The organism is Acinetobacter sp. 161(2023) (genome assembly GCF_037027805.1).
Classification (GTDB): Bacteria; Pseudomonadota; Gammaproteobacteria; order Pseudomonadales; family Moraxellaceae; genus Acinetobacter.
Genome location: NZ_JAZEYD010000005.1, coordinates 92,817 through 118,341, shown reverse-complemented (window position 1 = coordinate 118,341; position 25,525 = coordinate 92,817). Strand labels below are relative to the sequence as shown.

The window sequence follows — 25,525 nt, the reverse complement described above, 5'->3', positions numbered from 1 at the left end:
CTGTAATCTTGATTCGTGCTTTTTAAGGAAAATTTATGTCTGTATGGCTTGCCATGCTTATTGGTGCTGGTATTGGTATTATTATCACTACTCTTATTTTATCAAATACTCGTAATGGCCGAATTAAGGCTGAATATGAGCAATATATTGCTGAACTTGAACTCGAGCATCAACAAGCCCTCACTCAGGCACAAAAGAGAAGTGTGAATACAAGCCGTGCGGTATTGAAAGGAAAAATGGCAGAACAATTTGCTCCAATTTTGCCAGAATTTCAGTATTTACCAAGCGATGCGAAATTCATGGGCGATCCAGTGGATTATATTATTTTTGATGGATACACCGATTTTCGTGATGGTGATGGTACGGCAGAAGACATCAATATTATTTTACTTGATGTGAAAAGTGGGGGAGCAAGGCTCACTAAAGGTCAGCAGGCCATTGCGCAAGCTGTACAACAAGGCAAGGTTCGTTTTGAAACTTTAAGAATTCAGTTAGAAGATTAAAACAGAAAATTTGAATGCACAAAAATAGACGAAATTAAGCTGTATTGTTACTAAATACCGATTTTTTTTTCATGGCTTGGGACTACTATAAATTGAAGATCTTTTTAATTTGATCTAGCAATATTCGAGGTTTAAAGCGATGAAAAAACAAAGTTTAATGATGGGCTTGTTAGCTGCTATTGGCATGAGTTCAGCATTTGCATCGACCTCTGCTGAATATAATATTGCCAATGGTTTGAGTCCGATAGAAAAAGACCAATCTATTTCTGTATTACAGCCTTTCCAAGGAAATTTTCGAATCTTGGGTTCAAAAGTTTATAAAAATGATGAACAAGCCAAGTTTTCACCTATTGATTATGCGGTAAGTTGGGGATTGTTTGCACAGCCTGAAATCGCACGTCATATTTCGGTGAAACAATATGACCGTTATTTAAACTGGAAAATCCCTAAATTACCTGTTCCAGCAGATCAAGCAATCCAGATGGTGTCGAACATGCATATCATTCCTGCAAACCCGCAAATTGCTCAGCAGATTAAACAGGTGAAACGTGGCGATCTGGTTTATCTTAAAGGTGACCTTGTCGAGATTAAGGATAAAAACCTAGTCTGGAAATCTTCACTGACCCCAACTGATACAGGCGATGGTGCATGTGAGTTATTCCGTGTTCAAGCAATTCATTGGGTTGAAAAGCAAAATATATAATTTTAAAAAAGCCTTCATGAATATGGAGGCTTTTTATTGGTCTTTCGAAATTACTTTTGTTGCGATGCTTTCCAATATTTTAATTGGTTTTGTGCTTGTAAGTAGTCGGCAAGGTTATTGATCTGTTCATCTTTAGTCGCGTGCTTATCACTATAGTGTTTTTCTTGGTTTTCCCAATATTGATAAAGGAGGCCTTGAACATAACGGCCTTGCTCAGTTTTTAAATCTAAATCTTTTAACATGGTAAGTGCAGAGCGCACGTTATCAAGGGTACGCTTTTGCTCAAACTCTGTTGTTAGTGTGCCTGCTTTATGCATTTTTGCTAACTCAGTTTCCATCTCGTCGCTCATTTCTGTAAAGCGGCGGTCATAATCCTCTAAGAGCGCAATATCGTGTGGATCATCAGCAGTCACTGGAAAAGTTTTAACAGGTCTTTCATTTAGTTTTTCTAAGACCTGATCGGTAGATGATGTCGCCGAGTTTTGCTCAGTCTTTGCCGGCTCATCCGCTTTTTTACAAGCAGTAAGTAATAGGCTAGAGCAAAGCAAAGACATTAATATGACCTGAGGTGTTTTTTTCTTCATAACTTTCAACCAAACCTATTCACTAATTATTTAACGGGTAACGTACTTTTCTGAAAGTGATATGCATATGTGACATATGGAAAATCAATCTGATCTTGAGGACCCAATCCAGTAAAATCATAAACAATTTTTTCAAATTGTGCTTTGAGTTGTAACTGATCTTTTTCGGTCATTGCGGCAATAAAACTTGTAGAGAGTAAACGTTTACTCACGACCTGTTCGACAGGGCCGTGTTGTGACTGAGTAAATGTTTGTAGGCTATCAAATACGAAAAAATCTTGTTGTTCAAATACGCGTTTCCACTTTTCACTATGATAACGCGGCGTGTCTCCTTCAAGTGGAACTAGAAAATCAGCTAAAGCCTTTACCCAATCCGTACGCTCGTCGCGTTGATTCCAAACGAGTCCTAAATGTCCTTGTGGTTTTAATACTCTATACATTTCTGTTAGGGTCTCCAAGTTGTCAAACCAGTGAAAAGATTGTGCACAAATAATGGCATCAATTTCATGGTCAGCTACAGGAGTTGCATTGCTAAAAGCCTGTAATGTTTTAATATCAGGATAAACTTGTTTAAGCTGCTGTAACATCTCGCCAATTGGCTCAACCGCAATAACATCTGCATGTGTTTGTTTTAAGTAGGGTAAGAATTTGCCAGTACCTGATCCAAGATCGATAACAGTAGAGTTTTCCTGTATTTGTAGGCAATTTTGCAGCCAACTCACTATTTCTGCGGGATAATTAGGTCTAACTTGCTGATAAAGTTCAGCAGCTGAGCTGAAGCCTTTTTGAGCGGCAGGATGTAAGGATTGTGTCATATTTTGCGCTTTTTAATCTGACTGGCATCTATAAAATAAGATACTCCGCAATCATAAATTGGCAAAACACCTATTTTGTTTCATTTTTGACGTTGTATGTGGGAGTAAATTTTCTTTCGGTGTGAGCATGGATAAGCAAATTATTTTTGAAGACGAACACATTAGAGCCATTTTTTTACCAGGCGATTCTAATACATTGGTTCTCTCTTTTGGCGATTTGATTACCCGAGCGAGTGGCTTATCTATCAATGCTGAAAAGTCCCTAATTAAATACCAATACAATGTTATTGGAATAATGCCAAAACAAAAATCATGGTTTCCTCAAGCGAGCATGATTGAGCTGGCGAAAACAATTTCGCCTGTTCTTCGGGGTTTTAAAAATATTGTGGGCTATGGCGGTTCAATGGGCGGCTATGCAGCAATCAAATATTCTAATTTATTGAATATGAACCGTGTGATTGCATTTGTACCTCAATATTCAATTGATCCTGATCAGGTTGAAGATCGACGCTATGCTGAGTTTTTCGATGCTGTGGCAAATAAAGAGATGCAGATCCAGCCGCAAGATGTGGATGCAGCACGTGAATACGTTATTGTTTATGATCCGTATTTTTCGACTGACCGTGAACATTACCTAAAAATAAAAGCGTTGTTGCCAAGCTTACATACGATTCATTTGCCATTTACTGGTCATGAAGCATTGTCAGTATTAGCAAGTTCAAGTTTATTGCATGATTTTATTGAACATGACTTTGATGAAATTTATTTTTATCAACAAGTTCGCAAGGTCAAAAAGCAAAGTAAATTTTATTTCCGTAATGTACTTACACATGTTCTTTCGCATCATGACGACATGTTGTTTAAAATATTACGCCAAAATGATTTTCAGCTTGATGAGCGTTATTTTGATAACCCACTTAAACAGGCTATTACTCGTAGCCTTATGAAAGCAAAGCAGGCAACTGATTTAGACTTTCAAAAACTGGGTATTAAGATACAAATTCAGCAAGAGGCGAGTTACACAGAAGGGTTACAGAATAGCTTTGGTTCAATTTTGGTCTTCAACCTCATTAATTCAAAGTTTGAGAGTTATGCTCTAGATGTTTTGTTGGCAAATAAGTCTTATTTGATTCCAATTGTGGCTGAACACACTGGTGTAGTTCACATTGAATTAAATAACGAAACTTATTTGTTAGGAATGAATGATCGCAAAGTCATTAAATTGTTTAAGTACGAAGAGCCTTTAACATCTGACATGAGCCCATTTGTAGTCAAAAAATATTCCGATTTTTTTGCAATCAGCTATAAACAATTGAATTTATCTTGTGATGAACACGGGATGTGTGAATTTATAGAAGGTTCAATACAGCCTACTGAACAACTGATCTCAATCAGCTATTAAAACGTTATAGCGGTTAAATAAAGCTCAAACCTTTAGGTTTGAGCTTTATTTTTTGCTTAAAAAATATTTTTTCATAAACTTATTTGTATATTAATTTAAAATTCATTATTTAAATAAATAGTACATTTGATCTGCGAATATTTAGCTTATTAAAAGTGGATATAAGCAGAGGTACCTATAAATAGTATATTTTAAAATAAATGGGTTGTGCTTATATATAAATTATAGAAATAGTATAAGGTTAATTAAAATACATAAATAACTATGTTTTTCTATAAGAAATTGTTTTTATTGTCTATTTTATTTAAAGAGAAAAGGGTTGCTTAAAATAAGTTCACTATTCAAAGATAATTGCATATTTATTTTTTTATCCTAAAATGATTTTTTACTAAATTGTCGTTACAGTTTTTTATATGCAATCATTAAATTATCGGAATAATGATGCATCGCAACATGGAAGTTCTGCACCTTTGAAACGAGCAATGAGTACTCGACATTTGGTGATGATCTCCCTTGGCGGTGCCATAGGTACAGGTCTTTTTTTAGGGTCGGGTGATGTAATTTCCCAAGCTGGCCCAATTGGCGCAATTATTTCTTATTTTTTAGGCGGTTTAATTGCCTATACCGTGATGTTATGTCTGGGTGAACTTGCAGTACATGTACCAGAATCAGGATCATTTGGTGAGTATGCTCGTCGCTATATTGGTCCGGGCACAGGTTATATGATTACTTGGCTCTATTGGTTAACTTGGACCGCGACTTTAGGAACCGAGTTTACTGCCGCAGCTTTACTGGTTCGAGAGTGGTTTCCCTCTACGTCTGTTTGGGCTTGGACACTATGTTTTGGTGCCTTGGTTTTTTTCCTAAATGTTAGTTCAACACGATTGTTTGCCGAGTCAGAGTTTTGGTTGGCACTTGTCAAAGTTGTTACGATTATCTGTTTTATTGGTTTGGGTTTGTTGGCAATTTTTGGTTTTATACCTTACCACGGACATGAAACTGCACCGTTATTTAGTAATTTAACCGCTCAAGGTTGGTTTCCGCATGGATTGTTCCCAATCTTTGCAACCATGCTGATTGTTAATTTTGCTTTTTCGGGCACCGAATTAATCGGAGTAGCTGCGGGTGAAACTGAAAATCCTGAAAAAACTGTTCCAAAGGCGATTAATGCAGCCATTTGGCGTCTACTAATTTTCTTTGTTGGTACCATTGTTGTGATTACTTCGCTATTGCCATTCGAGCTTGCAGGTTTGAATGCAAACGAAGTAAGTAATAGCCCTTTTGTGACTGTGTTTAATTACATTGGTATTCCTTATGCGGAAGATATTATCCGCTTTGTAATCATTACGGCTTTACTCTCGGCTGCCAATTCTGGTTTATTTGCTGCTTCACGAATGATGTGGTCACTTTCAGTAAAAAATCAATTACCAAAAATATTTTCAAAGCTTACTCCTTCAGGAACACCGATTGTTGCCATTACTGTGACGATGTTTGGTGCAATACCTGGATTGCTTTCAGAGCAGTTTGCCCCTGAGACGATCTTTAAAAATTTATTGGGTGTTGCAGCATTTACCATGGTGGTTGTGTGGATTGCAATTTGCGTATCTCAATTTAATTTTCGTAGACAGTGGTATAAATCTGGTAAAACTGCAAAAGATTTACGTTTTGCTGCTCCTTTGTTTCCTTTGACGCCAATTGTGGGCGGTCTGTTCTGTGCTATTACTTGTATTAGTATGGTGGCGGATCCTTCGATGCGGGTCGGCTTTATCTGTTGTGTTGTTTTTATTATTTTATGTTATGCGAGCTACTTTATTTTTTATCACAAGAAAGATGTGGTGCAGAGCTAAGCAAAGTATGCTTTCACAAGCGTAGTCAAAAGGTCCCATTTGGGGCCTTTTTTGTGGTCTGTAGAAAAATAAAAAGGGTGAAATGTATATATTTTTTTTAAAAATGAATTTTTCTTTTTAATCATAGAAACAAATGTTGTTTGGTAAATTCACCATTTGTCGGATTTTTATTAATATTTATTTATTATAAATATTTGATTAAGTCTATGTTTAGTCTTGTTATTTAATAAGGAGGTGTTTTTGGTTTTTTAGAATAGAAGGGTGTAATAGTCTTAATATGGATTTATTGTGGAGAATAGATTGTTTTTTGATGTTTTTTTAAAAAATTAAATTTATTAAGTTACTGTTATATAACGTTAAAAATATTTACATTTTTTGTATTTATGAATATTCATTTTCTATAAATTTTTTTTATTAGAGTTAAGTGTTTTTTAATATTTGTTGTTTTTTTATTATAAAAGATAGTGCGATTTGATTATTTTTTCTCTGCTTATTTATTTTAAAATGTTCTAAATGAGCGTGCTCTATGCTATATTTATTGGAAGATTTTATATCTATGTTTCGGCTTAATTTTAAGCAGTATGTGTAGGGATAATTAATCTGTAGGATTATTGAACAAAGTTTATTTTTAAAAAGACTAATGGAGGGATCTATCGATTAGTCAAAAATAATTTTCTGGACTCATGATTTTTGTAAATCATAGTTCTTTTTAACTCCCAAACGGTTATGTCACTTCTTTTGTATTCATATTTCAGCCGGCTGGTTTTAGTTGGTTGCGGTTAGTTTTTGCTTTTATAAAGGTATCTTTATAAACAGCAATTTAGACAAAAGAAAACTTGTAAAAGATATCGATATATAAAAGTAGATCGTACTTTTAGTATCAACAAATGGAATTTAAAAAGTCTGATGCTTTAGAAGGGCAAAAGATTTAGTAAATAAACTAAAGCATTGTTATTTCAAGGTTTTGGTTGCTAAATAATAAAGATTGCAGATTTATCAAATCTGAATCTATGAAGGTATATAGGAAAAAAGATGGCAGATCTTTCATACGTTAATGATCACAGCGATGCATGGCAAACTTACTTGGCACAAATTGACCGTGTTGCTCCGTACTTAGACCACTTGTCAGAGTTTATCGACACTTTAAAACGTCCAAAACGTGCGCTTATTGTAGACGTACCAATTGTAATGGACGATGGTTCTATCCAGCACTTTGAAGGCTACCGCGTACAACACAACTTGTCTCGTGGTCCTGGTAAAGGTGGTGTTCGTTACCATCCAAATGTTGATTTGAATGAAGTGATGGCGTTGTCTGCATGGATGACAATTAAAACTGCTGTTTTGAACTTGCCATTTGGCGGTGCGAAAGGTGGTATCCGTGTTGATCCACGTAAATTGTCAAATCGTGAATTAGAGCGTTTGACTCGTCGTTATACGACTGAAATCGGTCACATTATCGGGCCTCAAAAAGATATCCCTGCTCCAGACGTTGGTACAAATGCCAATATCATGGGTTGGATGATGGATACTTACTCTACAAGCCAAGGTTACACAGTAACTGGTGTTGTAACTGGTAAACCAGTTCACTTAGGTGGTTCTTTAGGTCGTGTAAAAGCGACTGGTCGTGGTGTATTTGTTACAGGCCGTGAAGTAGCTGCAAAAATCAATTTACCAATTGAAGGCGCGAAAGTCGCTATTCAAGGTTTTGGTAACGTTGGTAGTGAAGCTGCTTTCTTGTTTGTTGAATCAAAAGCGAAAGTTACACACGTTCAAGATCACACAGGCACTATTTTCAATGCGGATGGTATTGATCTTGACGCGTTACGTGATCACGTAAATGCAAATCAAGGTGGTGTTGGCGGTTTCGCTGGCGCGCAATCAATTGCTGATGAAGATTTCTGGACAGCAGAAGTTGACATTATTGTTCCTGCTGCATTGGAAGGTCAAATCACTGTTGAACGTGCTGAAAAACTTAAAGCTAAGTTGATTTTAGAAGGCGCAAACGGCCCGACTTATCCTAAAGCTGAAGATGTGTTAGTTGAGCGTGGAATTGTTGTAGTACCTGACGTTGTATGTAACGCCGGCGGTGTAACTGTAAGTTACTTCGAATGGGTTCAAGACATGGCGAGCTACTTCTGGACCGAAGAAGAAATCAATGAGCGTTTAGACAAATTGATGGTTCAAGCTATGGATGACGTTTGGAACACAGCGAACAGCAACGCTTGTACTTTACGTACAGCAGCTTACATCTTGGCATGTGAGCGTATTTTAAAAGCTCGTAAAGAGCGTGGTATTTTCCCAGGCTAATCTGCGGAAATTACTTTTAGGAAAAGTGGTCTGAGCAAATATTAAGGATGTTATAGGGTTATTTGTTCAGCCCCTTTTTCTGAATTATTCAAATTTAAGTGTTATCGAATATATTAAATAAATACTGAGGTAAGCATGGAACAGCCAATTTCTGTAACTCGAAGCAACTTTAACGACTGGATGGTTCCAGTTTTTGCACCGGCAAATTTCATTCCTGTACGTGGCGAAGGTTCACGTATTTGGGATCAAGAAAATAAAGAATATATTGATTTTGCAGGCGGGATTGCAGTAAACGCATTAGGTCATGCGCATCCAGTGGCAGTGAATGCTTTAACAGAACAAGCAACAAAACTTTGGCATGTAGGCAATGGTTATACAAATGAACCAGTTCTACGCCTTGCAAAACAACTCACCGAAAATACATTTGCAGACAAGGTTTTCTTCTGTAACTCAGGTGCAGAAGCGAACGAAGCTGCATTAAAACTAGCTCGTAAAGTCGGTCTAGACAGTGGTGTTGCTGGCAAAAGCGGCATTGTGGCATTTAATAATGCTTTCCATGGTCGTACTTTATTTACCGTTTCAGCAGGTGGTCAACCTAAATATTCACAAGACTTTGCGCCACTTCCAAATGGTATTAACCACGTTGCTTTTAATGATTTAGAAGCTGCAAAAGCGGTAATTAATGAGCAAACATGTGCAGTCATTGTTGAACCGATCCAAGGTGAAGGCGGCGTTATTCCTGCTGACATCGAATTTTTAAAAGGTTTACGTGCACTGTGTGATGAGTTTGGTGCCTTACTTATTTTTGATGAAGTACAAACTGGTGTAGGCCGTACAGGTGCACTTTATGCCTACATGAACTCTAGTGTTATGCCAGATGTGTTAACGACTGCAAAAGCACTAGGCGGTGGTTTCCCAGTCGGTGCGATGTTAACAACTGATAAATTTGCTTCACATTTTTCAGTGGGTACACATGGTACGACTTACGGTGGTAACCCGTTAGCAAGTGCGGTTGCTGGTGCAGTATTTGAATTTATTAATACGCCTGAAGTACTTGAAGGTGTGAAGCATCGTCATCAATATTTCCTCGACTCACTAAATGCATTAAACGCTGAACATCAGATTTTTGAAGAAATTCGTGGTCAAGGTTTACTCATTGGTTGTGAATTAAAAGCTGAGTATGCAGGAAAAGCTAAAGATATTACGACTTGGGCGGGTGAAGAAGGTTTACTTGCTTTAATTGCAGGCCCGAATGTGGTTCGTTTTACTCCGTCGCTTATCATTCCTGAACAAGATATTGATGAAGGAATTGCTCGTTTAAAAAGAGCATTGGCAAAATTGGCTAAATAAAAAAAAGGAAAGCTAGCCATGATGATCGTCCGTCATGCCGAGTTTCGAGACCTTGAAGATATTTATAAATTAGCGGGTAAGTCGGGTGTAGGCCTGACTTCCTTGCCGCAAAATATGGATACACTTTCGGCTCGAATTTCACGTACTCGCAATACTTTAAATGGCAATGTCCATAAAAGTGAACAAGGCTATCTGTTTGTTCTTGAAGACACAGAAGCTCAACGTGTTATTGGTTTAAGTGCAATTGAAGTTGCTGTAGGACTTATTGAACCTTGGTACAACTTTCATGTTGGTACTCAAGTACACGCTTCAAAAGCATTAAATGTTTATAAGTCATTACCTACCTTGTTTTTGAGTAATGATAGAACGGGTAGTAGCGAACTCTGTACATTATTTTTAGATCCAGAGCGTCGTGAAAACCAAAACGGTAAGTTCTTATCGAAAATCCGTTTTATGTTTATTGCTGCCTTTAAGCAATATTTTGAGAAAAAGTTAATTGCTGAAATGCGTGGTTTCTCAGACGAAAATGGATGTTCTCCATTTTGGGATGCGATTGGTCACCATTTCTTTAATATGGATTTTTCAACAGCAGACTATTTAAGTGGAATTGGGCAAAAAGTATTTATTGCAGAGCTTATGCCACGTTTTCCAGTCTATGTAGATCTCTTGCCAAAAGATGCGCAAGAAGTAATTGGAAAAATGCATCCACATACTTTGCCTGCTTATCATGTGCTTGAATCAGAAGGTTTACGTTATCAAGGATATGTCGATATTTTTGATGCGGGTCCAACCATTGAAGCCAATATTGATGAGTTGCGTGCAGTTAAAGAAAGTCAATTTTTAACCGTAAAAATTACGAATGAAGCAACGGTAGGCAAAACACAATACCTTGTTGCCAATGATAATTATCACGACTATCGGGCCATGCTAATGAAGCTTGATCTCGTAGATAACACTCTAAATTTAACACATGAACAAGCTGAAAAACTCGGTGTACAAGAAGGTCATGCTGTTCGTGTTTTATCACTAAATCCTATGGAAGTTTCCTGATGTCAAACTCTTTATTTATAAACGGTGTCTGGTTACAAGGCAGCGGTATAACATTTGTAAAAACAAATCCGGTTGATAACCAAACTGTATGGTCAGGTGCTGAGGCTACGACTGCTGATGTTGAGAAAGCTTGCCAAGCTGCACGTACAGCATTTCCTGCATGGGCGCGTTTACCTTTTGCAGAGCGCGTTGCGATTGTTGAGAAATTCGCGGCTTTGCTTGAAGAAAATAAAAAGCATTTGGCAGAAGTGATTAGCCAAGAAACCAGTAAACCATTTTGGGAAACATTAACTGAAGTCCAATCAATGATTGGCAAAGTTGCAATTTCAATTCGTGCTTATCATCAGCGTACAGGTGAAAGCTCAACTGAAATGGCTGATGGTGTAGCATCTTTACGTCACCGTCCACATGGTGTGCTTGCCGTTTTTGGTCCATATAACTTCCCGGGCCATTTGCCAAACGGACATATTGTTCCTGCGTTACTTGCAGGCAATACCGTGGTATTTAAACCAAGTGAATTAACGCCTTGGACTGCTGAAGAAACTGTAAAACTTTGGCAGCAAGCTGGTTTGCCAAATGGTGTGATGAACTTGGTGCAAGGTGGTCGTACCACTGGTGAAGCGCTAGCTGCTTCACATGAAATTGACGGTTTATTGTTTACCGGAAGTGCAAACACAGGTTATCACTTGCATAAGCAAATGGCGGGTGCACCTGAGAAAATCCTTGCGCTTGAAATGGGCGGCAATAATGCATTGATTATTGATGAAATTATTGATGTCGATGCTGTGGTTAATCTCACTATTCAATCTGCATTTGTTTCAGCGGGTCAGCGTTGTACATGTGCACGCCGTATCTTAGTCAAAAATGGTGCAGAAGGTGATGCATTTATTCAACGTTTTGTTGAAGTTGCTAAAAACCTAAAAGTTGGTCGTTGGAACGATGAGCAACAACCATTTATGGGTGGTGTTATCTCGTCAGTTGCTGCATCAAATATGATGCTTGCTCAGCAAAAATTGCTTGAGCTTGGCGCAAAAAGCTTGTTGCCAATGACACGTCCGCAAGAAGATAGTTCGTTACTTACGCCAGGCATTGTTGATATAACAGGTGTAACAGATATTCCAGATGAAGAATATTTTGGTCCACTTACCACGATTCAACGTTATGACAACTTTAATGAAGCATTGAAAATTGCGAATGCAACTCGCTTTGGCTTGTCAGTTGGTCTGGTTTCACCAAAACGTGAACTGTTTGATCAAGTACTTATTGAAGCGCGTGCCGGTATTGTGAACTGGAATAAGCCATTAACAGGTGCTTCAAGTGCTGCACCGTTTGGTGGTGTCGGAGCATCTGGTAACCACCGTGCAAGTGCCTTTTATGCAGCTGATTATTGTGCTTGGCCAATGGCTTCACTTGAAAGTGACAGCTTAACCTTACCAGAAAAATTATCTCCAGGGATTGTGTTGCCTTAAACACTAGGGAAAGAAAAATGAAAGGATATGAAGTAAATTTCGATGGTTTAGTGGGGCCAACACATCACTATGCGGGTTTGTCTTTTGGTAATGAAGCATCGACAAAAAACCGTAATAATGCCTCGAATCCAAAATTAGCAGCCAAACAAGGTTTGTTAAAGATGAAAGCCTTGGCTGATCTGGGCATGAAACAAGGTGTGCTTGTTCCGCATGAGCGTCCACATGTTCCAATGTTACGCCGTTTAGGTTTTACAGGAGATGACATTAGTGTTGTTGCTCAAGCAATGCGTCATTCACCTGAGCTATTATCATCGCTAAGTTCGGCTTCGCCAATGTGGACTGCAAATGCGGCAACTGTTTCACCTTCGGCAGATAGCCAAGATGAACGCGTGCATTTTACCGCAGCTAACCTGAACAATAAGTTTCACCGTTCAATTGAAGCTGAAACTACAAGTCAGGTTTTGCAAGCAATCTTTAAAAATGAACGTCACTTTGTACACCATGAAGCGTTGCCACAAGTGGCTTTGTTTGGTGATGAAGGTGCAGCAAATCACAATCGTTTAGGTGGTGATTATGCTAAGCGCGGTGTTCAAGTGTTTGTGTATGGTCAACAACATTTAAATAATGGTTTACCGGGACCAAAACGTTATCCGGCTCGTCAGACGCGTGAAGCAAGTGAAGCAATTGCACGTTTACATCGTTTAGATGATGCGCATACCGTTTTTGTTCAACAAAATCCGGATGTGATTGATCAAGGCGTTTTCCATAACGATGTGATCGCGGTAAGTAACCAACAGGTTTTATTTCATCATCAGCATGCATTCTTAAATCAAGATCAGGCTTTTGCTGAAATTCGTCAGAAAATGGCAAGTATCGGTGAAGACTTTATTTCGATTGAAGTTCCTGAAAACCGCGTTACCGTTGATGATGCAGTAGCGACCTATTTATTTAATAGCCAGATTTTAACTCGTCCAGATGGTGGAATGACCATTGTTGTGCCGGAAGAGTCTCGCCAGAATAAGGCAGTTTGGGGTTATTTGAACGATATGGTTCAGATGGGCACACCAATTGATGCTATTCAGGTATATGACTTACGTGAAAGTATGCGTAATGGTGGTGGTCCGGCATGTTTACGTTTACGCGTAGCTTTAAACGAAACTGAGTTAAATGCTGTAAATCCAAAAGTATTAATGAATGATCAATTGTTTGGCACACTCAATCAATGGGTCGATAAACACTATCGTGATCGTTTAGCACAAGAAGATTTAGCAGATCCGCATTTACTCATGGAAAGCCGTATGGCACTGGACGAGCTTACTAAAATTTTAGGTTTAGGTTCGGTTTATCCTTTCCAAAAATAATGAGGAGGTGACATGCAAGATTTTCTAGCATTAACCTTACAAGGTGGGCAACCTACAACACGTGAAGGAAAACAAGATAATTTTTCTTGGCGTTGGTTAGGTGAGGGACTTCTTGAATGTACGCCAAACGCACAGTACGACAAAGCCGTCGTACTGTCAGCTGGGGTACATGGTAATGAAACAGCGCCAATTGAGTTATTGTCTCAACTTTGCACCGATTTGTTTGCTGGACGCTTAAAACTTGCAGTGAGATTATTGCTTGTATTGGGTAATCCTTTTGCAATGCGTCAAGGTAATCGTTATGTGCATGATGATGTAAACCGAATGTTTTGTGGTGGATATAAAAATCTTCCCGTGACTGAGGAATCTAAGCGAGCTGAGGTTTTAGAACACGCTGTTGCTACTTTCTTTCAGGAAAGTGCGAGTGAAGCTAAGCGCTATCACTACGATCTGCATACAGCCATTCGTGCTTCATTATTACCAACGTTTGCTTTATTACCTTATCAGGCATACGACTACGATGTTGATTTGACTGAAAGTCTTGAAGCTGCCGATTTAGATGCTTTGGTTTATCACCGCGCTGCGGGTAAAACGTTCACACATTTTACTAGTGAAAGCTTTAAAGCTGCGAGTGCAACTTTGGAGTTGGGTAAAGCCTTACCATTTGGACAAAATGACTTGAGCCAGTTTGCCGCAATTGATGAAGTCATTCGTAATGTGGTTTCTGAACAAGCTTTACCGACGCGACATAAATCAAAAATTCGAATGTTTCAGGTGTCTGACTCTTTAATTAAAAAAGATGAAGATTTCCAAATGAATTTATCGGCTGATGCTCCGAACTTCTCGACGTTTACTAAAGGTGAAATCATTGCGATGCAACCTTCTGGTAATTATGTGGTTGAACAAGATCAGGTCTGGATCTTATTTCCAAACCCAAATGTAAAAATCGGTTTACGTGCGGGCTTGGTTTTAACTGAAACGAGTTGAATCGTTAATTTAGATAAATAAAAAAGGGCGATTAATCGCCCTTTTTTATTTATAACTGATTAATTAGTACCGAGAAGACCCTTAACGAAAGATTTCTTTTCAGTTTTTTGTGTAGAGCCTTGAGCACCTGCATTTACGTTTGCATTTGCACTAATTCCAACTGGAGCAACGTTAACGCCAAGGTTCACACCAGTTTGAGCATTAATTGCGTGAGCTGGTTGAGCTGCATTTAATTGTGCCTGAGCATCCGCTTTAGTATCAGCTACAAATTCTTTTTGCTCAGCTTGGTTTTGAGCTACACGAGTTTTTACTGCATCTACATGCGCTTGAGCATTAGCTTGTTTTTCAGCAGTAAATTCTTTTTGGTCTGCTTGTTTGTCTGCAACTTTAGCTTTTACAGCATTAACATGTGCTTTAGTATCAGCTTTAGCTTCAACTGCTAGGTTTTTAGTGCCAGTTGCAGCTTTAGTCGCTAAATTTTTAGTACCTGTTGCTGCTTCAGTTGCTAAGTGTTTAGTGTTGGTTGCAGCTTTAGAAGAAAGTTCAGTCACTTTACCTGTTGTTTTTTTAGTAGCTTCAACCGTAGTATCAGCAGCTACATGACCAGCATGCTTTGCAGTGTGACCTACAGTATGTGCAGTGTTTTTGACTGTATTGGCTACGCCACTAACAAGTCCGCCTGGTTGTACATTGACTTGAGCAGAAGCATCTGCATTAACGCCCGCACTTTGTGCAAAAATAGAGGCAGAAGCAAGAACACTTGCCGTAACGATAGCTGTTTTCATCATTTTCATTGCGATATCCTTCAAAGAATATACCCTTTTAGTGAGGTATTTCATAAACGCAATCGCATCATAGTCAAACCTTGATTCGCTTGGGAATCATCTTCATCAAAACGTTACAACAGCATTACACTCAATAAACACATAAGGGAGAAATTGTGGAGAAGAAAAAATATTAATAATAAAGTGAAATAGATATCGATATTTTATGTTTTAAAAACGAGCAAAATATTTTCTCTCTTTTTATTTTCCGAAATAAAAACAACCAAAAGCATTCAACATGACCATTTTTCTATATCTATAAAGATGATTCTTTTTTCATTTTTTATTCGAGATAACGGCATATTTATTGCTTATTATGAGAATAAGGCGCTTTTTTGCGCTTTTCTGAACCATATTCTGCCAGAAATATAAACGTACAGGGCAGAACTGTATTTTTGCTTATTCGGGAAAAGGTGTTTTTAGCTTTTCTCATGTTTATATATTTCATGAAATAGAAATTTCACATGAAATATGTCTAAAGAAATAGCACTTTATTTCGAATAATCAAAAATAAATATAGATGTCTATAAACAAAAAAACAGAGATCTTAAATGATGAAAATTATTGCTTCCCTTTTCATAGTGGTCGGCTTAATCGCCGTTGTTCTCTATTTTAAGCCAACAAGTGGTGCATCTGAGGTGTTCAATTCTGCTTTACAGAAGCCGAATTCATCACAACCAGATACTTCATCTTTACTTTCTAAACTTAAGGAGCCTGCTCAACCCAAAAACGTATCTTTAAATTCGACTCAAACCCAACCAGTATCAGCAGATACTGTTCCTTTTTATGACACAAAAAGTGATCTTTCTATTCAACCGATTGATCCAGAAAAAGATCCAGCAAATGAAATAAAAGCGAAATAAGTAAATTGTTAGTTGAAAAACTACGGAGAAAAATAATGCAAAGTAAAACGTTATTTCTATTAGGTCTATGTACGATCTTAAGTACAACTGCATCTGCTCTTCCTTTGGACTCTAAAGGTGCTAAACAGCAGTTAAATCAGACAGCAAAACAAAAAGTGTTTCAGGGTAAAATTGATTTAGATGCCTTGGTCACCAATGAGTCTAATGATCTTATTGTTGAATACAATATTCCTTTGGAAAGTGTAGCTTCAGGTTTGGAGCGGCGAAGTTATATTGCTACAAATAAAAAGAATATACAGTCAAGGTTTCATCGTGGTGTAGGGGTACAAGTACTTCGGGACTACAATAATTTGCCTTTAGCTTTTTATCGAATTAGTAATAGAGAAGCTTTAGTTGATTTGCTAAACGATCCGAACGTTAAAGCCGTATATCCAAACAGGATTAATCAGGCTACGACCACAGAAAGCCTGCCTTTAATTAATCAACCTCAGGCCAATACCAAAGGCTTTAATGGAACTGGTTCTAGTGTTGCTGTACTAGATACAGGGGTAAATTATTTGCATTCGGATTTTGGCTGTACGGCAGTGAATACACCTTCAAGTACATGTCGTGTCGTTTATTCATTTGATAGTGCTCCAGATGATGGCGCACTTGACGATAATGGTCATGGTAGTAATGTTTCAGCGATTGTGTCTAAAGTTGCTACTAAAACCAAAATTATTGGAATAGACGTTTTTCGATCAGGTTCAGCCTATGATAGTGATATCCTTGCAGGCATTAACTGGGCAGTAAATAACGCTAAAACATACAATATTAAAGCGATAAATTTGAGCCTTGGTGTTCCGGGTGTTAAATACACATCTGAATGTAGTAATAGTAGCTATGCAACAGCATTTGCAAATGCACGAGCTGCTGGTGTGGTACCCGTAGTAGCATCTGGTAATGATGCATTCCCTGATGGTATTTCGTCACCTGCTTGTGTGGCAGGAGCGGTAAGAGTGGGCGCTGTATATGACAGTAATATTGGCGGCGTGTCATGGGGTAATCCGGTGAAATGTTCTGACCCAACCACGGCAGCGGACAAGGTCGCATGCTTTAGTAATGGCGGTAGACTTGTGACTTTATTAGCACCAGGGGCAATGATTACTGCGGGTGGCTATACCATGGGTGGTACTTCTCAGGCGACACCGCATGTGGCTGGTGCGATTGCTTTATTAAGAGCAAACAGTGTTACGCCAACTGAAACTATAGACCAAACCATTAACCGTTTAAGAACTACGGGTAAACCTATTACAGACACAAGAACAGGCTTAGTTTTCCCACGTATTGATTTACTGGCGGCAACCAATGGTTTAACCGTTAACTAAATAGCATATTTATAATTTTTTATTAGGTCCAAGAAATTTAAATGGCTATGGCTCGTTGCAAAAGATTACTTCTGCAACGAGTTTTTTTATGAATTTTTTTTAATCACACTTTGCTAAATTAGCTTTACTAAAATTGCTTTGGAGCTTTTTAAAATTATTTTGAATCTCTGGATCTTGAGTATTAAAAGTCGTTGAGCTTTTCGTTGTCGAATTGATGGCTTGACTTAATATGCCAGATGAATCTGGATATTGTTCAGTAAATGATTGAGCTGAAATCAGGCCTTTATCGTTGAAAATCCAATGCTCAGTCACTTGGCCTCCCCCCAAATAACCTGTAAATTCAATCATACAAGCTTGTTTGTCATGCTTAATAAGCTTCGCTACATTACCTGTCGTGGTTGGATAGGCTTCAATATTGGTGTCTTGTTCTAAAACTTGTGCTTGAGAATAAGAAGAAACCGGTTTTGTGGTGGCACACGCAGTTAATGCTAAGCAGCATAGTGTTGAAAAGAGAAGTTTGTGACTATTCATAAGGCAGATTCCTAGCTCTTTGTATTTGAAGATATTCATTCTTGAAAAGCGTGAAATGATTGCGCTACTCAAGCCCAATTTTAGTTGGTGGTCGTGCTAGATTTGCTTAATTCGCCTTGCTCTATTGGGATGCTTTGACCATTTCGACTACCGGTAATATTTTGCTTAGCCTGATCTATTTTCTCTTCGGTAAAAGCTTTTGCTGTATCTGCTTTCTGTTGAACGACTTCTGCTTTTTCAGCCGTAAAGTCTTTGGTGTTTTTCCATTTTTCACTAATTTTATTTGAAGTTTTATCAGAAGCCCCTTGAATAGAGTCTCCTAAATTTTGTATGCCTTTTCCTGTTTTATATAACAGTACACGACCTAAACTCGGGTTGTCACCGTAGGGTTGTTCTTTAGAAGTTGTTTCACCCACTTGTTGAGGTTGCGTGGTTTGTGCAAATAAGGTTGATGAAGCCAATATACAGCTTGCAACACATAACACTTGTAAGGTTTTCATATGGATCAATCTCCCCAATTATTTTAAAAGATGAAGTGCTGATCTTACTGTTAAAAATAAAACTTGTGCAGCCATGAGATAAAACCCATACGATTCGATTACGAGAAATCATCATTTAATAGCAATAGAATCTTATTCTGATTACTTATAAACAAAATTCAGACTTAATTAACTCTATAAACATGTCTCTCGCCTTGTGGTTACTCACATTTTTATGCCAGAAAAAGTGATTTTGCATAAAGGCAAGATGTTCAAATTTATAACTTTGGATATGAGATAAATTTTTATACTGCTCATAAATGCTCTTTGGCACTAAAGACACACCTGAGCCTGCACTGACACAGCCAATAATGGTGGCATAACTGGTAATGCTGGTGATTGGAAGGGAAATATTCTTAAGTTTAAGCCATTCTTCGAGAGCTGCGCGGTAAGGGCAGCCTTCAGTCCACATAAAGATTTCTTTACCGATGAGGTCTTCTTGGCAATTAATTTCTCCCAAAGAGTGAGAAGCAATTAAGACCATATCTTCTTGGTAAATACTAAGTTTATTTAGCATCGGAAATTCAATATTGCCAGCGACAATCGCACCATCAAGTTTATGTTGAGAAATATCAACGAGTAACTGTTTCCATGTACCCGTAATAATTTGAATGGAAACTTCTGGAAAACGTTGATGATATTTCGCCAACAAATTAGGTAGGCGAGTGGTAGCTGAAGATTCAATCGCTCCAATTTTTAATGGGCCAGAAGGTGGGGCATCAGGGTGAATGCTTCGTTTCGCTTCATCACAGAGCGCTAAAATTTTATGGCAATAATTAAGGAAGATTTCTCCAGAGGGAGTGAGTTTTAAACTTTTCCCTTCACGATAAAACAACGGCGCACCGAGTTCTTCTTCGAGTTGTTTAATACGTGTTGTAATGTTAGATGGTACGCAATGAAGCTGTAGGGATGCCTTGGCCATAGTTCCGCATTCAACCACGGTTTGGAGCATTTTTAATTGAGCGATATCCATGTTCAATCATTCACTTTTAATGAATATTAAACTCAATATAAGTTAATTTTATTCAACTATCCATGCGCATATCATTAAAGAGTAACATTTCATTAGTGCAGATTTACCATGGCAATTTCTCTTGCTGCCGAAACCCAGCCTCCCGCAGTTAAGCTCTATGTATGTATTGCTGTGACCGTCTTTTGTTGGGGCTATTCACCTATAGGCGTACATAGTGCGCTGCATTCATATACGCCGCAGCATATTGCCTTGCTCCGTTTTTTAATTGCATCGGTTTTCTTATTTTTACTGATTATGAAAAAAGGAATTCAGCCTTTAAAGTGGAAAGATATTCCTGCGCTTGGCGTATTAGGATTTTTCTCTGTAACGCTACATCATTTGCTTATAAATACGGGACAGCAATATGTGAGTGCGGTTGCATCCAGCATCTTGAGTCAATCTATTCCGCTATTTACCTTTATTATTTCAGCTTTGCTTTTTAAAGAAAAAATCGGTTTCAAACAATGGTTATGTATTTTGCTTGGACTTTGTGGCGCCGTATTGGTGGTCAGTGGAGATCATGGTTTTGGTGTGCCAAGTCCTTATAGTTTATTAATTGTTTTAGCTGCAATTGCATGGGGTCTGTACTTTAATTTATATAAGAAATTTGCTTTAAATTATGATGCCTTGAGCATGATGTGCTACATCATCTGGTTCGGCACTCTTCCTTTACTATTTTATAGTGCTCATTTGCCTGATGAGATTTTACATGCGACTTGGCAGGCCAATATGTCGGTTATCTTGTTGGGTATTTTCCCAAGTGCGATGGCTTATGTACTTTGGGGATATGTACTTAAAAATATGCCGTTAACGATTGCATCGAATTTTTTGTATTGCTCGCCCATTGTTGCAATGAGTTTAGCCGTTGTTTTCTTAAATGAGAAACCATCAATGATGGTGTTGCTAGGTGGAGTGATTATTGTGGGGAGTTTGGTGTGGATGAATTGGAAAAAATAATTCTTTCATCCAACTCAACAGATAGTAATTTAATATTATAGTTATTGAGAGCTGATTTTAAAATGAGGGTGTTAATTTCATTAAAAAATAAATACCTAAATCAGCATGTCTCAATAATTTTTAGAATTTACTTTGATTACTCCACCCTGAGAAAGTTGAGTCGTAGTCAGAAATTAATATTTAAAATTAAATTATTCAACTCTTTCAACTTTTTCGATATGACTAGAAGAATCATATGTAATCTCAATTACTATTTTCTCTCTGTTTAGTACTGAGTCTGAGATTGATACCGCTTCGTCCACGGAATCGAGCGGTAATTTACTCGGCATTACATTATGTAGTGTCGATAGGATTATATTCGCTATTAAGCCGTTATATAAAGCTACTCCATATGCTTTTGGTTTATTATTAATTTTATAGGAAGTGATCGTATCTACCCTTTTATCACCAATGAGTCTACTTACTACAGGTGGATGAAATTTATTTAGAAATTCATTTCGAGACATTCCAACTATATTAATCTTTTCTATAGCGGGTGGATTTGTAGTGTCAGGTAAAGTGATCCGACGAGGATTTATAGAACAGGCCATTTGTCCAACTGATAAGATAGAAATAACAAGTAATAAAATATTCTTCTTCATTTATTTATGACTCTAGATGATATTAAGTGATAAACCCCGCAGACTTATAACGATATTTTTTGAAAATATCAAATTATTATAACGACTTATATATGCAAAATACTTTTAATAGATAGCAAAATAAAAAAGTAAGGACGCTTTAGCTATTCTGTTATTGGGGGAATAGGCGTACTATTGAATAAGCTATAGATAATTCAAAGATCTGTAGATTGATGTTATGTCATACGCTACTTGCTTTAAGAGAATGAGATGATTGTTGTTACCTTGACCTATAAAAAACCATTAACCGAAGTTGATGCTGTACTCAAAGAGCATATTGCATTTTTAGATAATTTCTATGAACAGAAGAAATTCTTGGCATCGGGGCGTCGAGAAAATAGGGTAGGTGGAGTGATTTTAGTTTTAAGCTCTTCGATTCAAGAAGCTGAAGAAATTATGAAAAATGATCCGTTTTATATTCATGATGTGGCTGATTATGATTTTATGTGGTTTGAGCCATCGAAAAGTTTAGAAGAAATTAAAGCATTTGTTTAACTCAAAAAATAAAGGGATCTATAAAAGATCCCTTTATTTAATAATGAGCTAATTAACCCTGCAATACACTCAGATCAGCCACAGCAGTAAACAAGTTACGCAACTGAGCTAATAAACGTAAACGGTTTGCTTTCAGGTCAGCATCATCTGCCATTACCATTACGCCATCAAAGAAGGTATTGTTATATGAGTAAGGCACTACAAGCTCAGCATTTTTGCTTAAACCGTTTTTTAAAGCTTAGGTAAAAAGAAGCACAGCCCAATAGCTCCAAAAATTCCGCTTAAGATCAGCCAGTCTTTTTTACGCATATCTGCAAGGCGGATCACCGAAAGATAAACACTGCTGAAAAAAACCAAAACAAAAAACAGCAAAATGAGCGGATTATTGAAGAAGAATTTGCTAATGCCAAATAGCACAAAAATAATGGTACTAGAAATCCAATACAGCAGAGCCAAAACAAATTTATTCACTGATAAATTACGAACAGAACGATCTAAACGAGGCAGAGACACAGCTAGCGTAATCAGCCCTGCAAAACCACCCAAAATAGAGATAATCATAAAGAATAGGCCGCTCATATCTGGTTTGGTCTGTATATGAGGATATAGCTTCCATAGGCCATAACCGAATGCCAGCAAAAGCGTGTGGCAAAGCACAAGGTAAGCATCTATACGGTAAAAATTTTTAATTGAAGAGGTATTCATTATGATGACTGCTGATTTATTTTTAATATTAAAAAACCCCACTAATTTTATAGCGGGGTTTATTTTAAAGATCAAGTATTATAAATACTTAACCCTGCAACACGCTCACATCAGCAATAGCAGTAAACAAGTTACGCAACTGAGCCAATAAACGTAAACGGTTTGCTTTCAGGTCAGCATCATCCGCCATTACCATTACACCATCAAAGAATGCATCAATCGGCGCGCGAAGTGCTGCAAGCTTAGAAAGTGCAGCTGTGTAGTCTTTTGCCGCGAGTAATGGCTCAACTACTGGAGTAACTGCTTGAAGCTCAGCAAATAATGCTTTTTCAGCATCTTCAACCAAGTTCGCTTCGACTACGGAACCTTCTGGTGCAGCTTCTTTTGCAAGAATGTTAGCAACACGTTTGTTTGCAGCAGCAAGTGCAGCAGCTTCAGGCAGAGCGCGGAAGTGGTTTACAGCATTTACACGCTTGTCAAAATCAAGTGGAGACTTCGGTGCAAGTGCTTGAACAGCTTGAAGTACGTCAACAGCAACACCTTGGTCTTCGTACTTAGCACGGTAACGACCTTCCAAGAATGCAACAGCATCAGCAAGAGTCTTGTCGTGGTCTTTAACGATGTCGCCATAACCTTGAAGTGCAAGATTAACTAGCTCTTCAATTGTTACATCTAATTCATTTTCAATGATTAAACGTAAGATACCAATTGCTGAACGGCGAAGAGCAAACGGGTCTTTAGAACCTGTTGGCGCTTGTCCAATACCAAAAATACCAACAAGGGTATCTAAACGGTCAGCAAGGGCAATCGTTGTACCTGTTTTGGTTTTTGGTAAAACATCACCAGCAAATTTTGGTAAATATTGCTCACCTAAAGCTTCTGAAACTTCAGTATTTTCACCTTCAATACGCGCGTAGTAAGTACCCGCAATACCTTGAAGTTCTGGGAATTCACCAACAAGCTCTGAGGTTAAGTCGCATTTAGCAAGTAATGCAGCTTTTTCAGCATCGGTTGTGTTGGCACCAGTGATCGGAGACAACGCAACTGCAAGTTTTGCAATACGTGTTGATTTATCCCAAAGCGTACCAAGTTGTGCTTGGAATACCATATTTGCTAGTTTTTCTTTACGAGATGCAAGCGGTTGCTTTTGATCTTGTAAGAAGAAGAATTCAGCATCAGATAAACGAGGACGAACAACTTTTTCATTACCTTCAATAATTTGAATCGGGTCTTTAGACTCAATATTTGAAACAGTAATGAAGTAAGGTTGTAATTTACCTTCGCTATTGATCAAGCAGAAATACTTCTGGTTGTCTTGCATCGTTGTAATGAGTGCTTCTTGAGGAACAGCAAGGAAGCGCTCTTCAAAGTTTGCACGAAGAGCAACTGGCCATTCAACGAGGCTTGTTACTTCATCAAGTAAATCAGCTGGAACAATCGCAGTCGCGTTAACTTCATCAGCTAACTTTTTCACTTGTTCTTGAATGGTTGCTTGACGTTTTTCAAAGTTCGCAACAACGTAAGCTTTTTCTAAAGCAGCTAAGTAGTCATTTGCATGCGCTAAAGTCACAGCTTCAGGTGCATGGAAACGGTGACCATAAGTCACATTGCCAGCTTTATGATCTTGAATAGTTGCGTCAACAATTTGGTCGTCTTTGAGTAAAAGAACCCATTTCACTGGACGTACAAATTCGGTACGGCTTGCCGCAGAACGCATGCGCTTAGCAATTGGTAAGTTATCTAGCGCAGTTTGTAAAATCTGTGGAAGTAAAGCATCAAGGCTTTGACCTTTCACATCTTTTAAATAGCAAACTTTTTCAACTTTACCTGCTTGGAAAGTAGAAAGCTGATCAACTGTAATACCTTGACCACGCATAAAGCCTTCAAGTGCTTTAGTCGGTTTACCTTCTGCATCATAAGCCGCTTGAACAGCAGGACCGTCAAAACGTTTTTGTGTATCAGCTTGAGCAGCGTCGATATCAACAATTTTAAGTGCTAAACGACGTGGAGCTGCATAAGCTTCGATAGATGCGAAATTTAAGCCAGCATCTTTTAAGCCTTTTACCGTTTCTGCCTGTAATGCATCACGTAAGTTTTTTAAGCTTTTCGGTGGAAGCTCTTCACAGCCAAGTTCGAATAAAACAGTATGTTTGCTCATTAGTTTTTCTCCGCCTTTGCTGCTTCACTTTCAGCTTGTGCTTTTAGCTGTGCCAATACTTCATCACGTAAGTGTGGTTCTGCCATTGGGAAGCCAAGCTCTGCACGTGCTTGTACATAACTTTGTGCAATAGCGCGCGCTAAAGTACGTACACGTAAAATGTAACGTTGACGCTCAGTCACAGAAATTGCGCCACGTGCATCAAGCAAGTTAAAGGTATGAGATGCTTTAACAACTTGCTCATAAGCAGGAAGAGAAAGTTTTGCTTCAATCAAACGGTTTGCTTCTGATTCGTAAAAATCAAACAGTTCAAATAGTTTTTCAACTGGAGCGTATTCAAAGTTATAAGTCGATTGCTCAACTTCATTTTGATGGAATACGTCACCGTAAGTCACAGTACCAAATTGGCCTTTCGTCCAAACAAGGTCATAAACCGAATCAACACCTTGAAGGTACATCGCAAGACGTTCTAAACCGTAAGTGATTTCGCCTGTTACTGGGTAACATTCAACACCACCGACTTGTTGGAAGTAAGTGAACTGAGTCACTTCCATACCGTTAAGCCAAACTTCCCAACCTAAGCCCCAAGCACCTAGCGTCGGAGATTCCCAGTTGTCTTCTACGAAGCGGATGTCGTGAGTAAGCGTATCGATCCCGATTGCTTTTAAAGAATCAAGATAGAGCTGTTGGATGTTGTCTGGATTTGGCTTAAGTACTACTTGGAACTGGTAGTAGTGTTGCAAACGGTTCGGGTTTTCACCATAGCGACCATCTTTTGGACGACGTGAAGGTTGAACGTATGCCGCGTTCCAAGTCTCAGGCCCTAAAGCACGTAAGAATGTTGCGGTGTGGAATGTTCCAGCGCCCATTTCCATGTCGTAAGGTTGTAGTACGACGCAGCCTTGTTCGGCCCAATAGTTTTGTAGGGCAAGAATTAAGCCCTGAAATGTATCAATGTGCGAGATGGCGCGACTCATGTAGCATCCACGAATTTATGAGAAAAATTGCCCCTAAGT

The 25,525-nt window shown here is 38.2% G+C and carries 24 protein-coding genes and 1 pseudogene; 14 read left to right on the top strand and 11 right to left on the bottom strand.

The genetic code is table 11. The features are described 5' to 3' along the window. Positions 1-35: 35 nt before the first annotated feature. Together WA249_RS06210 and WA249_RS06205 are read left to right on the top strand one after the other, a co-directional pair. Positions 36-503, top strand: coding sequence for a Holliday junction resolvase-like protein (locus tag WA249_RS06210; protein ID WP_336167104.1), 468 nt, complete (start codon positions 36-38; stop codon positions 501-503). 139 nt (positions 504-642) lie between these two features. Continuing rightward, positions 643-1,206: a hypothetical protein gene (locus WA249_RS06205; RefSeq protein ID WP_336167102.1), complete on the top strand. Its 564-nt coding sequence runs from the start codon at positions 643-645 to the stop codon at positions 1,204-1,206. 50 nt (positions 1,207-1,256) lie between these two features. On the opposite strand, the gene WA249_RS06200 is transcribed toward WA249_RS06205, so the two are convergent. After that, positions 1,257-1,790 carry a hypothetical protein gene (locus tag WA249_RS06200; RefSeq protein WP_336167099.1) on the bottom strand — a complete coding sequence of 178 codons (534 nt, stop codon included), beginning with the start codon at positions 1,788-1,790 and terminating at the stop codon, positions 1,257-1,259. A 26-nt stretch (positions 1,791-1,816) separates the two neighbouring features. Further along, complete coding sequence (locus WA249_RS06195) at positions 1,817-2,605, bottom strand: class I SAM-dependent methyltransferase (RefSeq protein WP_336167098.1); 789 nt, start codon at positions 2,603-2,605, stop codon at positions 1,817-1,819. A gap of 127 nt (positions 2,606-2,732) precedes the next feature. On the opposite strand from WA249_RS06195, the gene WA249_RS06190 reads away from it, so the two are divergent. The 8 genes from WA249_RS06190 to astE all read left to right on the top strand — a co-directional run bounded on the left by WA249_RS06190 (position 2,733) and on the right by astE (position 14,378). Beyond that, positions 2,733-4,007, top strand: a complete 1,275-nt coding sequence (locus tag WA249_RS06190) for a hypothetical protein (protein WP_336167096.1) — start codon at positions 2,733-2,735, stop codon at positions 4,005-4,007. A 413-nt stretch (positions 4,008-4,420) separates the two neighbouring features. After that, positions 4,421-5,854: an amino acid permease gene (locus WA249_RS06185; RefSeq protein WP_336167094.1), complete on the top strand. Its 1,434-nt coding sequence runs from the start codon at positions 4,421-4,423 to the stop codon at positions 5,852-5,854. 1,032 nt (positions 5,855-6,886) lie between these two features. Next, entirely contained in the window at positions 6,887-8,161 is a 1,275-nt protein-coding gene (locus WA249_RS06180; protein WP_336167091.1) for a Glu/Leu/Phe/Val family dehydrogenase, read from the top strand. A gap of 135 nt (positions 8,162-8,296) precedes the next feature. Beyond that, on the top strand, positions 8,297-9,511 hold the full coding sequence (locus WA249_RS06175; protein ID WP_336167089.1) for an aspartate aminotransferase family protein: 1,215 nt from the start codon (positions 8,297-8,299) through the stop codon (positions 9,509-9,511). A gap of 18 nt (positions 9,512-9,529) precedes the next feature. After that, positions 9,530-10,561: an arginine N-succinyltransferase gene (gene astA / locus WA249_RS06170; protein WP_336167087.1), complete on the top strand. Its 1,032-nt coding sequence runs from the start codon at positions 9,530-9,532 to the stop codon at positions 10,559-10,561. Continuing rightward, positions 10,561-12,030 (top strand): succinylglutamate-semialdehyde dehydrogenase, encoded by a 1,470-nt coding sequence (astD, locus tag WA249_RS06165; protein WP_336167085.1) that lies wholly within the window; start codon positions 10,561-10,563, stop codon positions 12,028-12,030. Before astA ends, astD begins: the two co-directional genes overlap by 1 nt. A gap of 17 nt (positions 12,031-12,047) precedes the next feature. Next, a complete protein-coding gene (astB, locus tag WA249_RS06160) occupies positions 12,048-13,391 on the top strand; it encodes an N-succinylarginine dihydrolase (RefSeq protein ID WP_016140063.1) in 1,344 nt (447 codons plus the stop codon). Positions 13,392-13,403: 12 nt separating this feature from the next. Then, entirely contained in the window at positions 13,404-14,378 is a 975-nt protein-coding gene (gene astE, locus WA249_RS06155; protein WP_336167083.1) for a succinylglutamate desuccinylase, read from the top strand. 59 nt (positions 14,379-14,437) lie between these two features. On the opposite strand, the gene WA249_RS06150 is transcribed toward astE, so the two are convergent. Beyond that, the gene (locus WA249_RS06150) at positions 14,438-15,172 is read right to left on the bottom strand and encodes a hypothetical protein (protein ID WP_336167081.1); all 735 of its coding nucleotides are present in this window, start codon (positions 15,170-15,172) and stop codon (positions 14,438-14,440) included. A 584-nt stretch (positions 15,173-15,756) separates the two neighbouring features. Between WA249_RS06150 and WA249_RS06145 the strand changes: the two genes are divergently transcribed. Further along, a complete protein-coding gene (locus WA249_RS06145) occupies positions 15,757-16,065 on the top strand; it encodes a hypothetical protein (RefSeq protein WP_336167305.1) in 309 nt (102 codons plus the stop codon). Positions 16,066-16,100: 35 nt separating this feature from the next. After that, positions 16,101-17,432 carry a S8 family peptidase gene (locus tag WA249_RS06140; RefSeq protein ID WP_336167079.1) on the top strand — a complete coding sequence of 444 codons (1,332 nt, stop codon included), beginning with the start codon at positions 16,101-16,103 and terminating at the stop codon, positions 17,430-17,432. Positions 17,433-17,531: 99 nt separating this feature from the next. Here the strand turns inward: WA249_RS06140 and WA249_RS06135 are convergent, their stop codons facing one another. The 3 genes from WA249_RS06135 to WA249_RS06125 form a co-directional block, all read right to left on the bottom strand. Continuing rightward, positions 17,532-17,963: a hypothetical protein gene (locus tag WA249_RS06135; RefSeq protein WP_336167077.1), complete on the bottom strand. Its 432-nt coding sequence runs from the start codon at positions 17,961-17,963 to the stop codon at positions 17,532-17,534. An 80-nt stretch (positions 17,964-18,043) separates the two neighbouring features. Further along, entirely contained in the window at positions 18,044-18,463 is a 420-nt protein-coding gene (locus tag WA249_RS06130; protein ID WP_336167075.1) for a hypothetical protein, read from the bottom strand. A 145-nt stretch (positions 18,464-18,608) separates the two neighbouring features. Continuing rightward, positions 18,609-19,475, bottom strand: a complete 867-nt coding sequence (locus tag WA249_RS06125) for a LysR family transcriptional regulator (RefSeq protein ID WP_336167073.1) — start codon at positions 19,473-19,475, stop codon at positions 18,609-18,611. Between the two features lie 108 nt (positions 19,476-19,583). Here WA249_RS06125 and WA249_RS06120 point away from each other — a divergent pair, with 108 nt between their 5' ends. Next, positions 19,584-20,471 (top strand): DMT family transporter, encoded by an 888-nt coding sequence (locus tag WA249_RS06120; protein ID WP_336167071.1) that lies wholly within the window; start codon positions 19,584-19,586, stop codon positions 20,469-20,471. 191 nt (positions 20,472-20,662) lie between these two features. Here WA249_RS06120 and WA249_RS06115 read toward each other — a convergent pair whose 3' ends face one another. After that, positions 20,663-21,112 (bottom strand): hypothetical protein, encoded by a 450-nt coding sequence (locus tag WA249_RS06115; RefSeq protein ID WP_336167069.1) that lies wholly within the window; start codon positions 21,110-21,112, stop codon positions 20,663-20,665. A 249-nt stretch (positions 21,113-21,361) separates the two neighbouring features. Here WA249_RS06115 and WA249_RS06110 point away from each other — a divergent pair, with 249 nt between their 5' ends. Further along, the gene (locus WA249_RS06110; RefSeq protein ID WP_336167067.1) at positions 21,362-21,646 is read left to right on the top strand and encodes a YciI family protein; all 285 of its coding nucleotides are present in this window, start codon (positions 21,362-21,364) and stop codon (positions 21,644-21,646) included. 52 nt (positions 21,647-21,698) lie between these two features. Here the strand turns inward: WA249_RS06110 and WA249_RS06105 are convergent. From WA249_RS06105 to glyQ, 4 genes and pseudogenes are all read right to left on the bottom strand, one after another. Continuing rightward, positions 21,699-21,869 (bottom strand): annotated as a pseudogene (locus WA249_RS06105) (hypothetical protein); the annotation flags it as partial. An 8-nt stretch (positions 21,870-21,877) separates the two neighbouring features. After that, positions 21,878-22,351, bottom strand: coding sequence for a hypothetical protein (locus tag WA249_RS06100; protein ID WP_336167063.1), 474 nt, complete (start codon positions 22,349-22,351; stop codon positions 21,878-21,880). A gap of 88 nt (positions 22,352-22,439) precedes the next feature. Continuing rightward, entirely contained in the window at positions 22,440-24,509 is a 2,070-nt protein-coding gene (glyS, locus tag WA249_RS06095; RefSeq protein WP_336167061.1) for a glycine--tRNA ligase subunit beta, read from the bottom strand. After that, the gene (glyQ, locus tag WA249_RS06090) at positions 24,509-25,486 is read right to left on the bottom strand and encodes a glycine--tRNA ligase subunit alpha (protein ID WP_002044989.1); all 978 of its coding nucleotides are present in this window, start codon (positions 25,484-25,486) and stop codon (positions 24,509-24,511) included. Before glyQ ends, glyS begins: the two co-directional genes overlap by 1 nt. Positions 25,487-25,525: the final 39 nt, after the last annotated feature.

Excerpts from the sequence above, each read along its gene's own strand:
- WA249_RS06115 (WP_336167069.1), bottom strand. The coding sequence starts at position 21,112 with ATGAAGAAGAATATTTTATTACTTGTTATTTCTATCTTATCAGTTGGA.
- WA249_RS06200 (WP_336167099.1), bottom strand. The coding sequence starts at position 1,790 with ATGAAGAAAAAAACACCTCAGGTCATATTAATGTCTTTGCTTTGCTCT.
- WA249_RS06150 (WP_336167081.1), bottom strand. The coding sequence starts at position 15,172 with ATGAAAATGATGAAAACAGCTATCGTTACGGCAAGTGTTCTTGCTTCT.
- WA249_RS06185 (WP_336167094.1), top strand. The coding sequence starts at position 4,421 with ATGCAATCATTAAATTATCGGAATAATGATGCATCGCAACATGGAAGT.
- WA249_RS06135 (WP_336167077.1), bottom strand. The coding sequence starts at position 17,963 with ATGAATAGTCACAAACTTCTCTTTTCAACACTATGCTGCTTAGCATTA.
- WA249_RS06130 (WP_336167075.1), bottom strand. The coding sequence starts at position 18,463 with ATGAAAACCTTACAAGTGTTATGTGTTGCAAGCTGTATATTGGCTTCA.
- WA249_RS06100 (WP_336167063.1), bottom strand. The coding sequence starts at position 22,351 with ATGAATACCTCTTCAATTAAAAATTTTTACCGTATAGATGCTTACCTT.
- WA249_RS06180 (WP_336167091.1), top strand. The coding sequence starts at position 6,887 with ATGGCAGATCTTTCATACGTTAATGATCACAGCGATGCATGGCAAACT.
- WA249_RS06125 (WP_336167073.1), bottom strand. The coding sequence starts at position 19,475 with ATGGATATCGCTCAATTAAAAATGCTCCAAACCGTGGTTGAATGCGGA.
- glyQ (WP_002044989.1), bottom strand. The coding sequence starts at position 25,486 with ATGAGTCGCGCCATCTCGCACATTGATACATTTCAGGGCTTAATTCTT.
- astB (WP_016140063.1), top strand. The coding sequence starts at position 12,048 with ATGAAAGGATATGAAGTAAATTTCGATGGTTTAGTGGGGCCAACACAT.
- WA249_RS06175 (WP_336167089.1), top strand. The coding sequence starts at position 8,297 with ATGGAACAGCCAATTTCTGTAACTCGAAGCAACTTTAACGACTGGATG.
- WA249_RS06145 (WP_336167305.1), top strand. The coding sequence starts at position 15,757 with ATGAAAATTATTGCTTCCCTTTTCATAGTGGTCGGCTTAATCGCCGTT.
- astD (WP_336167085.1), top strand. The coding sequence starts at position 10,561 with ATGTCAAACTCTTTATTTATAAACGGTGTCTGGTTACAAGGCAGCGGT.
- WA249_RS06195 (WP_336167098.1), bottom strand. The coding sequence starts at position 2,605 with ATGACACAATCCTTACATCCTGCCGCTCAAAAAGGCTTCAGCTCAGCT.
- WA249_RS06110 (WP_336167067.1), top strand. The coding sequence starts at position 21,362 with ATGATTGTTGTTACCTTGACCTATAAAAAACCATTAACCGAAGTTGAT.
- astE (WP_336167083.1), top strand. The coding sequence starts at position 13,404 with ATGCAAGATTTTCTAGCATTAACCTTACAAGGTGGGCAACCTACAACA.
- WA249_RS06140 (WP_336167079.1), top strand. The coding sequence starts at position 16,101 with ATGCAAAGTAAAACGTTATTTCTATTAGGTCTATGTACGATCTTAAGT.
- astA (WP_336167087.1), top strand. The coding sequence starts at position 9,530 with ATGATGATCGTCCGTCATGCCGAGTTTCGAGACCTTGAAGATATTTAT.
- WA249_RS06120 (WP_336167071.1), top strand. The coding sequence starts at position 19,584 with ATGGCAATTTCTCTTGCTGCCGAAACCCAGCCTCCCGCAGTTAAGCTC.
- WA249_RS06210 (WP_336167104.1), top strand. The coding sequence starts at position 36 with ATGTCTGTATGGCTTGCCATGCTTATTGGTGCTGGTATTGGTATTATT.
- WA249_RS06205 (WP_336167102.1), top strand. The coding sequence starts at position 643 with ATGAAAAAACAAAGTTTAATGATGGGCTTGTTAGCTGCTATTGGCATG.
- WA249_RS06190 (WP_336167096.1), top strand. The coding sequence starts at position 2,733 with ATGGATAAGCAAATTATTTTTGAAGACGAACACATTAGAGCCATTTTT.
- glyS (WP_336167061.1), bottom strand. The coding sequence starts at position 24,509 with ATGAGCAAACATACTGTTTTATTCGAACTTGGCTGTGAAGAGCTTCCA.